Genomic DNA, 14,725 nt, shown 5'->3' with positions numbered 1-14,725 from the left:
ACGCGCGAGGGGCCCGGCGGTACGGCCGCCGGGCCCCTCGGTGTCAGCTGCGCGGGAGTGCGGCTTACGCGCCGCTCGCCCGGAGCATGTCCTCACGTTCGACGATCTTCACGCGCTCACGGCCCTGCGGCTCGCCCAACGCCTTCTCGGCGGCGTCGAGTTGGTACCAGCCGTCCCAGGTGGTGAAGCGGACGTTGCGCTCGGCGAAGAACGCCTCCACGGCCTCCGGGTCGGGCGAAGCGGGCGTGTGCAGACGGCCGTTGGCGTGGTCGTCGAGCAGGTTGGCGACCGTCTCGTTGGCATCGCCCTTGGTGTGGCCGATCAGGCCGACCGGGCCGCGCCGGATCCAGCCGGTGACGTAGGTCGACTGGAGGTGCTCGCCGGTCTCCTGGATGACCCGGCCGCCCTCGTCCGGGACGGTGCCCGAGTCGATGTCCCAGGGCAGCTTGGGGAGTTTGTCGGAGAGGTAGCCGACCGCGCGGTAGATCGCGGTGGTGTCCCAGTCCTTGAACTCGCCGGTGCCCTTGACGTTGCCGGTGCCGTCCAGCGCGGTGCGCTCGGTGCGCAGGCCGACGACCTTGCCGTCCTCGCCGAGGATCTCGGACGGGGACTCGAAGAAGTGCAGGAACAGCTTGTGCGGGCGGTCGCCGACATCGCGGATCGCCCAGTTCTCCAGGGTCTTGGCGACCATGTCGGCCTGCTTGTTGCTACGACGCGTGGTGATCGAGCCCTCGTCGTAGTCGATGTCCTCGGGGTCGACGATGACCTCGATGTTCGGGGAGTGGTCCAGCTCCCGCAGCTCCATCGGGGAGAACTTCGCCTGCGCCGGGCCGCGCCGCCCGAAGACGTGGACTTCGAGGGCCTTGTTCGCCTTGAGGCCCTCGTGGACGTTCGGCGGGATCTCGGTCGGGAGCAGTTCGTCGCCGGTCTTGGCGAGGATGCGGGCCACGTCGAGAGCCACGTTTCCGACACCGAGAACGGCGACCTTCTCGGCCTCCAGCGGCCAGGTGCGCGGCACGTCCGGGTGGCCGTCGTACCAGGAGACGAAGTCGGCGGCGCCGTAGGAACCGTCGAGATCGATGCCCGGTATGGACATCTCGCGGTCGGCCGTGGCGCCGGTGGAGAAGACCACCGCGTCGTAGAAGCTGCGCAGGTCGTCCAGGCTGATGTCGGTGGGGTAGTCGACATTGCCGAAGAGACGGATCTGCGGCTTGTCCAGGACCTGGTGCAGGGCGTTGATGATGCCCTTGATGCGCGGGTGGTCGGGGGCGACGCCGTACCGGATCAGGCCGAAGGGCGCGGGCATCCGCTCGAAGAGGTCGATGGACACGCCGGGTTCGGCGGCCACCTCGGACTTGAGCAGGGCGTCGGCGGCGTAGATCCCGGCGGGGCCGGCTCCGACGATGGCTACCCGCAGGGGGCGCGGCATGATCAGGTTCCCTTCGAGCGAAAACAAGCGACTCGACGGGAAGCCTAAACTAAGGCATGCCTAAGTCGGTATGCGGGTCCCGTCTATGACCTCATAAGGCCGACTTATGGGGTGTCCACGTCTGGTACGTGGATCGGGTGGGGGAGTGGGCGGGGTATGGGGTTGGGGGTGGACCGGGGTTCTCAGCCGGCCGGGCGGATGTGGACCACGTCCTGGACCACCTCGGGCGGTGTGCTGAGCAACTGGACCATGACCCGGGCGACGGTGGCCGAAGGGAGCGGTTTCATGGCGCCCACCCTGGTCAGATAGCCGTCCGCCTCCCAGATCGGGGCCGCGCGCTGCCGGTCCTCGCCGGGGAAGTTCTCGATGAAGGCGCTGTCCGAGATCGAGCCCAGGATCACCAGCGCGACGCGGATGCCGTCGCCGCGCAGCTCCTTGTGCATCGCGGCGGTGAAGCCGTTCAGGCCGTGCTTGCTCGCCGCGTACATCGCCATCAGCGGCATGTGGTCCAGTGTGATCTCGGAGGAGATGTTGAGAATGTCACCACCTCCGGCCGCCCGTAGCAGGGGCACCGCCGAGCGGATCGTGTGGATCGGGCCCAGGAGGTTGGTGCCGACGCAGGCGTGGATGTCCTCGTCGGCGGTCTCCTCGATGGCGCGGATGCGGGCGACACCGGCGCTGTTCACCAGGATGTCCACCCGCCCGAACCGCTCCTCGACCTGAGCGAATGCCGCGCGCACACTGTCGCCGCTGCTCACGTCGGTCGGGATCGTCAGCACCGATCCCTTCATCTCGCGCGCCGCCGTCTCCAGTCGGTCCGCGCGCCGGGCGAGCAGCACCACCTGCGCCCCGTTCTCCGCGAGCAGTGCCCCGACGGCGCGTCCCACGCCGGTCGAACCTCCGCTGATCACGGCGACTTTGCCCTGCATCGTGCCTGCCATGACGGCCTCCCCGGCGAGACGTTGACGAGACATTGACGAGACGGAACGAGCTGTGGCGATCAAGCGAGAGGCTACCTCTCGATAATTGAGAACGCCATATTCATCACCGGAGATCGGTATTCATCACCGGTGATCGGTCCTACGTCAGGGGCGGTCCCGCCCGGCAGTTGGCAACAGGCTGCTTCCGCGCGGGAAACGGCTCGGTAATGCCCGCGCGGTTTCCTCGGGAGAAATCGAGATTCACATCAGGAAACCCCGGATGCTGGGAGCCTCCCATGGCGATGGACACCGCAGCCGCACCGCCCACGACCACCGACCCGGCATCCTCGGCCGACCCCGCACCCGACCTCGCCGCCCAAGTCCGCGCCGACGGCGTCGAGTTCGTCCTGGCCGTCTTCGTCGACCTCGCGGGCAAGCCCTGCGCCAAACTCGTCCCCGTAGAGGCGGTCGAGGAACTCCAGTCCGACGGCGTGGGATTCGCGGGCTACGCGGCCGGAGCCCTCGGCCAGCAGCCCAGTGACCCGGACGTCATCGCGCTCCCGGACGTCACCTCGTACACCCCGCTGCCCTTCGTGCGCCCGGGACTTGCCCTCGTGCACTGCGACCCGCACGTCGAGGGGAAGCCCTGGCCGTACGCGCCCCGCATCATCCTGCGCGCGGTACTGGCCCGTGCCGCCGAACTCGGACTGTCCCTCGCGGTCGGCGCGGAGATCGAGTACTTCCTCGTCAACCGCGACGAACACGGCACGCTCACCGTCGCCGACAGCCGCGACACCGCCGCCCAACCCTGTTACGACGCACGCGGGTTGACCCGGATGTACGACCACCTCACCGCCGTGTCCAAGGCGATGAACTCCCTCGGCTGGGGCAACTACGCCAACGACCACGAGGACGGCAACGGCCAGTTCGAGCAGAACTTCGCCCATGCCGACGCCCTCACCACCGCCGACCGGGTCATCACCATGCGGTACCTGGTGTCGGTGCTGGCCGAACAGCGGGGCATGACGGCGACGTTCATGCCGAAGCCGTTCACCGACCGCACCGGCTCCGGGATGCACATGCACCTGTCGCTGTGGCGGGGCGACGAACCCGCGTTCCCCGACGCCTCCGACACCCGGGGCCTGGGCCTGTCCCCGCTCGCCTACTCCTTCGTCGGCGGCATCCTCGACCACGCCCGCGCCCTGCAGGCCGTCATCGCGCCCACCGTCAACTCGTACAAGCGCACCGGCGCGATCTCGACCCGCTCGGGCGCGACTTGGTCACCCCGCAAGGCCGGTTACGGCGGCAACGACCGCACCCACTTCATCCGCGTCCCCGACGGCAACCGCGTCGAACTGCGCGGCGGCGACGGCTCCGCCAACCCCTACCTCGCGGCGGCCGCGGCCCTGGCCGCCGGACTCGACGGCATCGAGCGCACCCTCGACCCCGGTGCCCCGGGAGACGCGGCGGCCACGGCATCCCGCCCCGAACTCCCGCCGACCCTGCTGCACGCCGTAGAAGCGCTGGCGGCCGACCCGGTGATCGCCGGGGCCCTCGACGCGGCGGGCCCGGGCGTCAGCGAGTACTTCGGCGAGGTCAAGCGCCAGGAGTTCTTCGACTGGCATGGCACGGTCGGCGCTTGGGAGTTGGACCGCTATCTCACCGCTTTCTGACCCACCCGTTCCCCCTGCTCCTCGCCGTCCCCCCCCTCATCGGAAGAGAGCCGCATGTGCGGAATCGTCGGGCTCCATCTGCGTGAGCCCTCCCTCGAACCCCGGCTCGGTGAACTGCTCACCGCGATGCTGGGCCAGGTCGTGGAACGCGGCCCGGACTCGGCGGGCGTCGCGGTCTACGGCGACCCGCGCCTGTCGCCTCCGGGGCGTGCCGTCGTCTCGCTGCTGGGGGTCACCCCGCGCGAGGCGGCAACCGCGTTGCCGGACGCGGTGGTTGTGACGGCCGACGCCACGACGGTGGTCCACGCGGACTCACCGGTCCCCGAGTTGCTCGCCACCATCGCGACCGCGCTGCCACAGGCCACCGTGATCGGCTCGGGGGAGGGGTTCGCCGTCCTCAAGGGCACCGGAAATCCGGTCCAGTTGGCGAAGTCGTTCGGGCTCGCCGGAGTGACCGGCCACCAAGGTGTCGGCCACACCCGTATGGCTACCGAGTCGGCCGTCACCCCCGAGGGCGCGCACCCTTTCTCCGTCGGCCCCGGTCAATGCCTGGTCCACAATGGCTCGTTCGCCAACCACGCCACCATCCGACGCGAACTCCGCGCCCAGGGGGTGCAGTTCGACAGCGAGAACGACTCCGAGGTCGGAGCCCGCTTCGTCGCCCACCACCTCGCCCAGGGCACCGACCTGGAGAAGGCGCTGCGGCTGCTGTGCGAGCGCTTCGACGGTTTCTACACGTTGCTGGTCTCCACCGCCGACTCCTTCGCGGTGGTCCGCGACGCCATCGCCTGCAAGCCCGCGCTGGTCGCCGAGACGGACGCCTGGGTGGCGATGGCCTCCGAGTACCGCGCCCTGGACGTCCTGCCGGGCATCGAGCACGCCCGCATCTTCGAACCCGAGCCGGAAGAGGTGTACGTATGGCGGCGCTGACCGAGGCGGAGGTCGTGGACCTCGCGGCTTCTTCCGTCCGCGATCTCAACCAGGCGCTCCACGCTCCCCGACCGGCCGCGTCCTGGCGGGTGTTGAACCCCCGAGGCGCCCACAGCGTCGCCTGCGGCCTCAAGGACGAGGTGACCGTCGACATAGCGGGCCACGTCGGCTACTACTGCGCCGGCATGAACCAGCACGCCACGGTCACCGTGCACGGCAACGCGGGAGTGGGCGTCGCCGAGAACATGATGTCCGGCACGGTCCGGGTACGCGGCGACGCCTCCCAGTCCGCCGGGGCCACCGCACACGGCGGGCTCCTGGTGATCGAGGGCAACTCGGCGGCCCGGTGCGGGATTTCGATGAAGGGCGTGGACATCGTCGTCGGCGGGAACGTCGGCCACATGAGCGCGTTCATGGGACAGGCGGGACGGTTGGTGGTCTGCGGCGACGCGGGTGACGCCCTCGGCGACTCCCTCTACGAGGCCCGGATCTACGTCAAGGGCACGGTCAAGTCCCTCGGCGCGGACTGCGTGGAGAAGGAGATGCGGGACGAACACCGCACGGAACTCGCCGAGTTGCTGAAGGCGGCGGAGTTCGACGAGGACCCGGCCGCCTTCCGCCGCTACGGCTCGGCCCGACAGCTGTACCACTTCAAGGTCGACAACTCGACGGCGTACTGAGGGAGTTGCCACCGCCATGGACAGGGACAAGGGCAGGGCCGGAGAGAGGGACACGGGCATGGACTTCGCATCGCACGGCCTGCGCGAATCGGCCACCTTCGACCGCGCCACCATCCACGCCATCCAACGGGCCGCGGCCACCGGCGTCTACGACATCCGGGGCTGGGGCGCCAAACGCCCCCTCCCGCACTTCGACGACCTCCTCTTCCTCGGCGCCAGCATGTCCCGCTACCCCCTGGAGGGCTACCGCGAGCGCTGCGACACCGACGTCGTCCTCGGCACCCGCAACGCCAAGTACCCGCTGCACCTGGACATCCCGGTGACCATCGCCGGCATGAGCTTCGGCGCCCTCTCCGCGAACGCCAAGGAAGCGCTCGGGCGCGGGGCGAGCGCGGCCGGTACCTCCACCACCACCGGCGACGGCGGTATGACCCCGGAGGAACGCGGCCAGTCAAAGCACCTTGTCTACCAGTACCTGCCGTCCCGCTACGGCATGAACCCCGACGACCTCCGCAAGGCCGACGCCATCGAAGTGGTCCTCGGCCAGGGCGCCAAGCCCGGCGGCGGAGGCATGCTGCTCGGCCAGAAGATCACCGACCGCGTCGCCGGTATGCGCACCCTGCCGGTCGGCGTGGACCAGCGCAGCGCCTGCCGTCACCCCGACTGGACCGGCCCCGACGACCTCACCATCAAGATCGGCGAACTCCGCGAGATCACCGACTGGGAGAAGCCGATCTACGTCAAGGTCGGCGCCACGCGCACCTATTACGACGTGAAGCTCGCCGTGCACGCGGGCGCCGACGTCGTGGTCGTCGACGGCATGCAGGGCGGTACCGCCGCGACCCAGGACGTGTTCATCGAGCACGTCGGCATCCCCACCCTCGCCGCGATTCCCCAGGCGGTACAGGCACTTCGGGAACTCGGCGTGCACCGCGAGGTCCAACTCATCGTCTCCGGCGGCATCCGCACCGGCGCCGACGTCGCCAAGGCCATCGCACTCGGCGCGGACGCGGTCGCCATCGGCACCGCCGCCCTGATCGCCCTCGGCGACAATCACCCCCGGCACGACGCCGAGTACCGCGAACTCGGCTCCGCCGCAGGCTACTTCGACGACTTCCAGGACGGCCGCGACCCGGCCGGCATCTCCACCCAGGACGAGGAACTCGCCGCCCGCCTCGACCCCGTCGAAGGCGGACGCCGACTCGCCAACTACCTCCGCGTCCTCACCATGGAGGCCCAGACCCTCGCCCGCGCCTGCGGCAAGGCCCACCTCCACCACCTGGAACCCGAGGACCTGGTGGCCCTCACCATCGAGTCCGCCGCCATGGCCCGCGTCCCCCTCGCCGGCACCGACTGGATCCCCGGAGCCGTACGGTGATCGCCGTCATCGGCGCGGGCCTGATGGGCGCGGCCACGGCCTGGCAACTCGCCCGGCAGGGCCACGAGGTCACGCTCGTCGAGGCGTACGAGATCGGCCACAAGTCCGGCAGCTCCCACGGCAGTTCACGCATCTACCGCCGCGCCTACGCCGACCCCCTCTACGTCCGCCTCACCGGCGAGGCCCGCGAACTCTGGCAGGAGCTGGAGCAGGACACCGGCGCCCAACTGCTGCGCCTCACCGGGGGATTGGACTTCGGTGCGGGCCGCGACCCGGCGGGCATCGCGGACCTCCTGGCGGCAGCCGCCGTACCGCACGAACTGCTGACCGCGGCCGAAGCGACCGACCGCTGGCCGCAGTTCCGCTTCCAGGGCCCCGTGCTCCACCACCCGGACGCGGGCACGGTCGACGCCGACGCGACGGTGGCCGCAGCCGTACGCCGGGCCGCCGAACTCGGCGCCCGTGTCCTCACCGGCGTCCGCGTGACCGGCGCGGACATCCGCGCCGACGGCCGGGTGGAGCTGCGGACGGACGGCCCCACCCTCGTCGCGGACACGGTCGTCGTCGCATCCGGCGCCTGGCTGCCCCAACTCGCCGCCCCGCTGGGCATGGTGAAGCCCCTGCCACCGCTCCAGGTGACCCAGCAACAGGTCTTCCACTTCCGTCGTCGCGACCCGTCGGCGAACTGGCCCGTCTTCGTCCACAAGGACGAACTGAACCTCTACGGCCTCCCCTCCGACAGCGACGGCGGCCCCCTCCCGGCCCTCAAGGTCGCCCAGCACGACGAGGGCACCCCCACCACCGCCGACACCCGCACCGGCACCATCGACCCCGCCTCGCGCGACAAGGTCACCGCATGGGTGGAACGCACCCTGCCCGGCCTCGACCCCACGCCCGTGGCGGAGGCCAGTTGCCTCTACACCACCACCCCCGACGAGGACTTTGTCCTCGACCGCACCGGCCCCTTCGTCGTCGTCTCCCCGTGCTCGGGCCACGGCGCCAAGTTCACCCCCCTCATCGGTGCGATGGCCGCCGACCTCGCCCTGGGCCGCGCCGAGCCCCACCCACGATTCGCGCTGAGCCGTTGACCCGCGACCAGCAACTCCCGGTAAACACCCGCCCATCAGGCAGAATGACCGCCATGGGCACCGACCACGACGACCGGACAGCCGCGCTGCCCGACCGGGAGATCACCCCCGAACAGGCCGACGGGCCAGTGGACTTGGAGACCGCGATCGCCCGCCAGGTGCGCCGCTACCGGATCGCGGCCGGTCTGTCGGTGGCGGAGATGGCGGCCCGGGTCGGCATCTCGAAAGCGATGCTCTCCAAGATCGAGAACGCGCACACGTCGTGCAGCCTCACCACGCTCGGCCGCCTCGCCACCGGCCTGAACGTCCCGGTCACCGCCCTCTTCCGAGGCGTCGACACCGAACGCGAGGCCGTCTACGTCCCCGCCGGCCACGGCGCCCAGATCATCCGCCGCGGCAGCCGGGTCGGCCACCTCTACGAACTCCTCGGCGCCCTGCGCGGCCCCCACAAACGCATGGAAGCCGTCCTGGTCACCCTCACCGAGTCCAGCGAGGTCTTCCCCCTCTTCCAACACCCCGGCACCGAGCTGCTGTTCATGCTCGAAGGCGTCATGCTCTACGGCCACGGAGAGGCGGCCTACACCATGCGCCCCGGCGACGCCCTCCAACTCGACGGCGAGGGCGCGCACGGCCCCCAGGAACTGGTCGAACTCCCTGTCCGCTTCCTGTCCGTCACCGCCTACGGCGACCACGGAGGGGACTGAGCACTCTGGTGACGGGCCGGTCCGCTCGCTAGGCTGCGCGACAGAATCGGGATCGTCAACGCGCGGTGGCTGGGTGGCGCGTCTCTCCGTCGTGCCCATTGGAGACGCCCATGGCGTACCGATCCCTGCTGCGTGTTCCCGGCGCGGCATTCTTCCCCCTGGGCTTTCTGGCCCGCCTTCCCTACGCGACCTCCTCCCTCGCGACCCTCGTCCTCGTCCAGGCCGCCTCCGGCAGTTACGCCTTCGCCGGTCTCGCGGCAGCCGCCCAGGGCTGCGCCAACGCGCTCGGCGGGCCGCTGGTACGGGTCCACTGGTCGCGCCTGCTCCGTACCCGCGACCGGCCCGACCTCCTACCCACCGCCCTCTCGTACGAGGCGACCGTCGAAGAGATCAGCTTCGCTCTGGCCGGCTGACACACCCGACAAAGCCACTGCGTGCCGAAAGCCGGCAGCGATAGACCGATCACTATGACCGAGAGTCGCGGTCCCGCAGAGCGCTGACGCCGCTGCCATCGGCGAAATGCTGAGAAGCATGGGCCTGGCGGCGCGCGTCGCGAAGACCCCGGGTAGCCGCCGTTTCGATCCGATGCGCTTCGGGATTGACCGGTACGCGCCGTCGCTCCCGACGTACAAGCACGGTCATGGCCATGGCCAGAATTGACGCCACGACCGCCAGCGTCGCAACCACGTAACCCATCGTCCCCCGCAATCGCCTCAGACGGTCGTCGTGATCGACGGAGCCGGCTTCGCTGGTCGAAGACTGCCTGACAACGGTAGCCACCTGGTTGCTCGACGCGAACGGCAGGTTCCGGCATCAAGAGTCGGCTGAACTCTGCCGTCTTCCGGCAACGTCCAGCCAACCCAGTCTCACTTCGCACCCGATGGGGGCGTCGGACATACGGGACAGCCCTCAGGCCCGACAGCGCCGACCGTGGCGGCCATCGCCCTCCTCGTCCTGGCCACCCTCCCGTTCGCGCTCTCCCTCACCCACGAGGGAACCGAGCAGCGCCAGAACTCCCGCCCCGCACGAACTCCCTTGCCCCGCTTGCCACTTGTCGCCATGTTCCTCGCCATGGCCGCGATGGGCACGATCTTCGGTGCCACACAGACCGCCGTCACCACCTACGCCAACGACAGCGGCCACCCCGGCAGCGCAGGACTCCTCTACGCCCTCTTCGGCATCGGCAGCGCCGTGGCGGGCGCCGCCTGCGCCTGGCTTCCCGCCCGCTTCACCCTCCGCCACCGGTACGTGACCTTCGCGGCGACCTTGCTGCTGGGCGCCCTCACGTTGGTCGTGGGGGACAGACTGCACGCCGTTCCTACGGCCATGACCATCGCCGGTGTGACCGTGGCCCCGTACCTGATCAGCCTCTACGCCCTCACCGAACGACTCGCACCCGCCGATCGCGCGACCGTCGCCCTGACGATCCTCTGCGCGGGCGGACCACTCGGCACCGCTACCGGGCAGGTGGTGGCCGGGTACCTCGCCGACCGCCACGGCAGCACCGGAGCCTTCCTGGTGGCACCGGTCGCGGCGACCGCGGCTCTGCTGCTCGCCGTCGCGGTGTTCGTGACCGGTACCGGCGCTCTCCGCCCGGCTGTTCGTGTTGCCGTCGGGTCCGGGACACCGGAGTCTGGGGGAATGGGTCGGGCCAAGGGGAGGACGGGCGATGGGGACGAGCGCTGAAACACCGGACGCCGAACGGCGACGGCTGGCCGAGGCCGACGATTCCGGGGTGCCCTGGCGCCGTTGGGGTCCTTATCTGAGCGAGCGCCAGTGGGGGACCGTACGGGAGGACTACAGCCAGGGCGGTGACGCCTGGTCGTACTTCACGCACGACCAGGCGCGTTCGCGCGCCTACCGCTGGGGCGAGGACGGCATCGCGGGCGTCAGCGACGACAAACAGCGGCTGTGCTTCGCGCTCGCGCTGTGGAACGGCCGCGACCCGATCCTCAAGGAGCGGATGTTCGGCCTCACCAACGCCGAGGGAAACCACGGCGAGGACGTCAAGGAGTACTACTTCTACCTCGACAGCACGCCCACCCACTCGTACATGAAGTACCTCTACAAATACCCGCAGTCGGAGTTCCCGTACGAGGACCTCAAGGCCACCAACCAGGCCCGTGGGCGCGGTGACTTCGAGTACGAGCTCCTCGACACCGGCATCTTCGACGAGGACCGCTACTTCGACGTGTTCGTCGAGTACGCCAAGGCGGGCCCCGACGACCTGCTGATCGAGATCACCGCGCACAACCGCGGCCCCGACGAGGCCCCCCTGCACCTGCTGCCGACCCTGTGGTTCCGGCACACCTGGTCCTGGGCCGGCGACACCGCCGTACCGTCCATCCACCAGGAGTCCGGCGGCCAACTCCGCGCCGACCACGAGGAGCTGGGCCCGCGCCGGCTGTACTGCGACGCGGACGCGCAGGCCCTGTTCACCGAGAACGACACCAACAACGAGAAGATCTTCGGCAGTTCGAACTCCTCCCCGTACGTCAAGGACGGCATCGACCGCTACGTGGTCGGAGGCGAGACCGGAGCCGTCAACCCCGACCGGACCGGCACCAAGGCCGCCGTCCACCACGTACTCACCATCCCCGGCGGCCAGAGCGCCACCGTCCGCCTACGCCTCACCGCCACCGAACTACCCGACTGGACCGGCGACTTCGACACCGTCATGACCCAACGGCGTGCGGAGGCCGACGAGTTCTACGACGGCATCACCGCCGCCGACACCCCGGCCGACGAACGACGGCTGGTACGGCAGGCGTTGGCCGGGATGCTGTGGAGCAAGCAGTACTACTACCTCGACGTCGAGCGCTGGCTGACCGAGCACGGCGTCGACCCGCTCGCCTCCGACCCCCGGGTGCGGAACAGCAACTGGTACCACATGGTCAACGACGAGATCATGTCGATGCCGGACACCTGGGAGTACCCGTGGTTCGCGGCCTGGGACCTCGCCTTCCACACCGTCGCCCTCTCGATGGTCGATCTCACCTTCGCCAAGAGCCAGTTGGACCTGCTGCTGCGCCGCCTCTACCTCCACCCCAACGGCCAGATCCCGGCGTACGAATGGAACTTCGGCGACGTCAACCCGCCCGTGCACGCCTGGGCCACCCTGTTCCTCTACGAGTTGGAGAAACACCGCACCGGCAAGGGTGACCGCGCCTTCCTGGAGAACGCCTTCCAGAAGCTGATGAAGAACTTCAGCTGGTGGCTCAACCGCAAGGACACCGACGGCAACAACGTCTTCCAGGGCGGCTTCCTCGGCCTCGACAACATCGGCGTCTTCGACCGCAGCGCCCCGCTCCCCACCGGCGGCCACCTCGACCAGGCCGACGGCACCGCGTGGATGGCGCTGTACTGCCAGAACCTCCTTGAGATCGCCATAGAGTTGGCCGTCGACAACCCCGTCTACGTCGAACAGGCGCAGTCCCTGTTCGAGCACTTCGCGTGGATCGCCGTCGCCATGAACCGCATCGGCGCCGACAACGCGAGCCTGTGGGACGAGGAGGACGGCTTCTTCTACGACGTGCTGCGGCTGCCCGACGGCACGGCGACCCGGCTCAAGGTCCGCTCGCTCGTCGGACTGATCCCGCTCGCGGCCACCAGCCTGGTCGGCGGCTGGGCGGACCAGCGCTTCCCCGAACTGGTCGCCGGAGCACGGGAGTTCATCGAACGCCATCCAGCCGTCGAGGCCACCATCTCCTCGCACGAGGCACTGGGCCCGAACGCCGACGGCCGCTACCTCTTCGCCCTGTTCGGCGAGGACCGACTCCGCCGCATCCTCTCCCGGATGCTCGACGAGGGCGAGTTCCTCGGCCCGCACGGCATCCGCTCCCTCTCCCGCCACCACGCCGAGCACCCCTACACCTTCGAGGTGCACGGGGAGTCGTACGGCGTCGGCTATCTGCCCGCCGAGTCCGACTCCGGCATGTTCGGCGGCAACTCCAACTGGCGCGGCCCCGTGTGGTTCCCGGTCAACCTGCTGCTGATCCGCGCCCTGCTCAACCTGCACGCCTTCCACGGCCCGGAGTTCACCGTCGAGTGCCCCACCGGATCGGGCCGCCAACTCACCCTCTACGAGGTCGCCGGCGAGATCTCCGACCGGCTCACCGCCACCTTCCTCAGCGACGCCGACGGACACCGGCCGGTGCACGGCGCCCAGGCCAAGTTCGCCAAGGACCCGCACTGGAAGGACCTGATCCTCTTCTACGAGTACTTCCACGGCGACAACGGAGCCGGCCTCGGCGCCTCCCACCAGACCGGCTGGACCGGCCTGTCCGCGGTCACCGCCACCCTCTTCCACACCCTGGGCGACGGCGAGTGGTCGGCCCGGGGCCGCGAGAGCCTGCGCCCGACCGGTGACCGAGAGGAGCCGCTGTCATGACCGCCTGGCCCGAGCATCCGGTGATCTACGAGATCAACACCCTTATCTGGCTGGGGGAGTTGAGCCGCCGCTACGGCCACCCCGTGACCCTCGGCGAGATACCTGAGGCCGCCTGGGACGAGGTCGCGCTCCCTGGCGTCGACGCGATCTGGCTGATGGGTGTGTGGGAACGCAGTCCCGCCGGGCTGGAGATCGCGCTGCGCGACGCCTCGCTCCAGGAGTCGTTCCGGGCCGCGCTGCCCGACCTCCGCCCGGAGGACGTGGCCGGCTCGCCGTACTGCGTTCGGAACTACGTGGTGGACGCAACCCTCGGCGGTCCCGAGGGACTGGCCGCTGCTCGCGCCCAACTCGCCGCCCGTGGCGTCCGGTTGATCCTCGACTACGTCCCCAACCACATCGCCCCCGACCACCCCTGGCTGACCGAACGCCCCGGCTGCCTGGTCCAGGGCACCCCCGACGACCTGGCCCGCGACCCCGCCGCCTTCCTGGAGACCGGCGGCAAGGTCTTCGCCCGAGGCCGCGACCCCTACTTCGCGCCCTGGCCGGACGTCGTCCAACTCAACGCCTTCAGCGACGAGTTGCGCACGGCGGCCGTCGACACCCTCGCCTCGATCGCCGACCAGGCGGACGGCGTGCGCTGCGACATGGCCATGCTGCTGATGACCGACGTGTTCGCGAAGACCTGGGGCGAACGGGCGGGCACGGCACCGGCCGAGGACTTCTGGCCGTACACGATCCCCAAGGTCCGCGAGCGCCACCCCGACTTCCTGTTCGTCGCCGAGGCCTACTGGGACCTCGAATGGGCCCTGCAACAACAGGGGTTCGACCACTGCTACGACAAACGCCTCTACGACCGCCTGCTGCACGAGGGCGCCGACTCGGTGCACGGCCATCTTCAGGCCGACGTCCGCTACCAGCGCGGCTTGGTGCGCTTCCTGGAGAACCACGACGAACCCCGGGCCGCCGCCACCCTGTCGCCCGAGCGGGAACGGGCGGCGGCCGTCACCATCGCGACCCTGCCCGGCGCGACGCTCTGGCACGAGGGACAGTTCGAGGGACGGAAGGTGCGGCCACCGGTCTTCCTCTCCCGTCGGCCGGAGGAGCCCGTCGACAAGGAACTCCTCGCGTTCCACCACCAGTTGCTCGCGGCGGTCGCCTCCTCCGGCATGCGCACGGGAGGGGAGTGGCAGCTGCTCGACTGCACCGGCTGGCCGGACAACCTCACCCACGAGAACCTGGTCGCCTGGTCCTGGACAACGGATTCCAGCCGCCATCTCGTCGTCGTCAACCTCTCCGAGCAACCCGCCCAGGGCCGCGTACGCCTTCCGTGGACCGACCTGCGCGGCGGCTCCCACCAACTCACCGAACTGCTCAACGAGTTGACCTACGATCGGGACGGTGACGAGCTGGTCGACGTCGGCCTGTACGTCGAGTTGGAGGGGCTGCGCCGGCATCTACTCGCGGTGATGCCCTGATCTTGACCTGTGGTCAAGTGGTGAAGGATTGACGGGAGTTGTGAAAGGTGACAAGAAT

12 protein-coding genes are annotated in these 14,725 nt (G+C 69.7%); 10 read left to right on the top strand and 2 right to left on the bottom strand.

Features of this window, described 5'->3' with window-relative positions; genetic code table 11:
• Positions 1–64 precede the first annotated feature (64 nt).
• The gene (locus tag OG588_RS01575) at positions 65–1,429 is read right to left on the bottom strand and encodes an FAD-dependent oxidoreductase (protein ID WP_398844636.1); all 1,365 of its coding nucleotides are present in this window, start codon (positions 1,427–1,429) and stop codon (positions 65–67) included.
• Positions 1,430–1,611: 182 nt separating this feature from the next.
• A complete protein-coding gene (locus OG588_RS01570; protein ID WP_366095282.1) occupies positions 1,612–2,370 on the bottom strand; it encodes an SDR family NAD(P)-dependent oxidoreductase in 759 nt (252 codons plus the stop codon).
• 275 nt (positions 2,371–2,645) lie between these two features.
• Between OG588_RS01570 and glnT the strand changes: the two genes are divergently transcribed.
• From glnT to OG588_RS01520, 10 genes are all read left to right on the top strand, one after another.
• Complete coding sequence (glnT, locus tag OG588_RS01565; RefSeq protein ID WP_405945686.1) at positions 2,646–4,022, top strand: type III glutamate--ammonia ligase; 1,377 nt, start codon at positions 2,646–2,648, stop codon at positions 4,020–4,022.
• Positions 4,023–4,076: 54 nt separating this feature from the next.
• Complete coding sequence (locus OG588_RS01560; RefSeq protein ID WP_405945685.1) at positions 4,077–4,952, top strand: glutamine amidotransferase; 876 nt, start codon at positions 4,077–4,079, stop codon at positions 4,950–4,952.
• Positions 4,940–5,632: a glutamate synthase gene (locus OG588_RS01555; protein WP_366095285.1), complete on the top strand. Its 693-nt coding sequence runs from the start codon at positions 4,940–4,942 to the stop codon at positions 5,630–5,632. Before OG588_RS01560 ends, OG588_RS01555 begins: the two co-directional genes overlap by 13 nt.
• Before the next feature lie 58 nt (positions 5,633–5,690).
• The gene (locus OG588_RS01550; protein WP_405945684.1) at positions 5,691–7,010 is read left to right on the top strand and encodes an FMN-binding glutamate synthase family protein; all 1,320 of its coding nucleotides are present in this window, start codon (positions 5,691–5,693) and stop codon (positions 7,008–7,010) included.
• Positions 7,007–8,098 carry an FAD-dependent oxidoreductase gene (locus tag OG588_RS01545; protein ID WP_405945683.1) on the top strand — a complete coding sequence of 364 codons (1,092 nt, stop codon included), beginning with the start codon at positions 7,007–7,009 and terminating at the stop codon, positions 8,096–8,098. The genes OG588_RS01550 and OG588_RS01545 overlap by 4 nt, the downstream gene beginning before the upstream one ends.
• Before the next feature lie 53 nt (positions 8,099–8,151).
• Complete coding sequence (locus OG588_RS01540) at positions 8,152–8,802, top strand: helix-turn-helix domain-containing protein (RefSeq protein WP_405945682.1); 651 nt, start codon at positions 8,152–8,154, stop codon at positions 8,800–8,802.
• A gap of 110 nt (positions 8,803–8,912) precedes the next feature.
• Positions 8,913–9,215, top strand: a complete 303-nt coding sequence (locus OG588_RS01535) for a hypothetical protein (protein ID WP_405945681.1) — start codon at positions 8,913–8,915, stop codon at positions 9,213–9,215.
• Between the two features lie 517 nt (positions 9,216–9,732).
• Positions 9,733–10,488, top strand: coding sequence for an MFS transporter (locus OG588_RS01530; RefSeq protein ID WP_405945680.1), 756 nt, complete (start codon positions 9,733–9,735; stop codon positions 10,486–10,488).
• Positions 10,472–13,192, top strand: a complete 2,721-nt coding sequence (locus tag OG588_RS01525; protein WP_405945679.1) for an MGH1-like glycoside hydrolase domain-containing protein — start codon at positions 10,472–10,474, stop codon at positions 13,190–13,192. The genes OG588_RS01530 and OG588_RS01525 overlap by 17 nt, the downstream gene beginning before the upstream one ends.
• The gene (locus OG588_RS01520; RefSeq protein WP_405945678.1) at positions 13,189–14,667 is read left to right on the top strand and encodes an alpha-amylase family glycosyl hydrolase; all 1,479 of its coding nucleotides are present in this window, start codon (positions 13,189–13,191) and stop codon (positions 14,665–14,667) included. The genes OG588_RS01525 and OG588_RS01520 overlap by 4 nt, the downstream gene beginning before the upstream one ends.
• Positions 14,668–14,725: the final 58 nt, after the last annotated feature.

The organism is Streptomyces prunicolor (assembly GCF_045162825.1).
Taxonomy (GTDB): domain Bacteria; phylum Actinomycetota; class Actinomycetes; order Streptomycetales; family Streptomycetaceae; genus Streptomyces; species Streptomyces prunicolor.
This window is presented reverse-complemented; position numbering and strand designations above follow the sequence as displayed.

Excerpts from the sequence above, each read along its gene's own strand:
- OG588_RS01575 (WP_398844636.1), bottom strand. The coding sequence starts at position 1,429 with ATGCCGCGCCCCCTGCGGGTAGCCATCGTCGGAGCCGGCCCCGCCGGG.
- OG588_RS01570 (WP_366095282.1), bottom strand. The coding sequence starts at position 2,370 with ATGGCAGGCACGATGCAGGGCAAAGTCGCCGTGATCAGCGGAGGTTCG.
- glnT (WP_405945686.1), top strand. The coding sequence starts at position 2,646 with ATGGCGATGGACACCGCAGCCGCACCGCCCACGACCACCGACCCGGCA.
- OG588_RS01560 (WP_405945685.1), top strand. The coding sequence starts at position 4,077 with ATGTGCGGAATCGTCGGGCTCCATCTGCGTGAGCCCTCCCTCGAACCC.
- OG588_RS01555 (WP_366095285.1), top strand. The coding sequence starts at position 4,940 with ATGGCGGCGCTGACCGAGGCGGAGGTCGTGGACCTCGCGGCTTCTTCC.
- OG588_RS01550 (WP_405945684.1), top strand. The coding sequence starts at position 5,691 with ATGGACTTCGCATCGCACGGCCTGCGCGAATCGGCCACCTTCGACCGC.
- OG588_RS01540 (WP_405945682.1), top strand. The coding sequence starts at position 8,152 with ATGGGCACCGACCACGACGACCGGACAGCCGCGCTGCCCGACCGGGAG.
- OG588_RS01535 (WP_405945681.1), top strand. The coding sequence starts at position 8,913 with ATGGCGTACCGATCCCTGCTGCGTGTTCCCGGCGCGGCATTCTTCCCC.
- OG588_RS01525 (WP_405945679.1), top strand. The coding sequence starts at position 10,472 with ATGGGGACGAGCGCTGAAACACCGGACGCCGAACGGCGACGGCTGGCC.
- OG588_RS01520 (WP_405945678.1), top strand. The coding sequence starts at position 13,189 with ATGACCGCCTGGCCCGAGCATCCGGTGATCTACGAGATCAACACCCTT.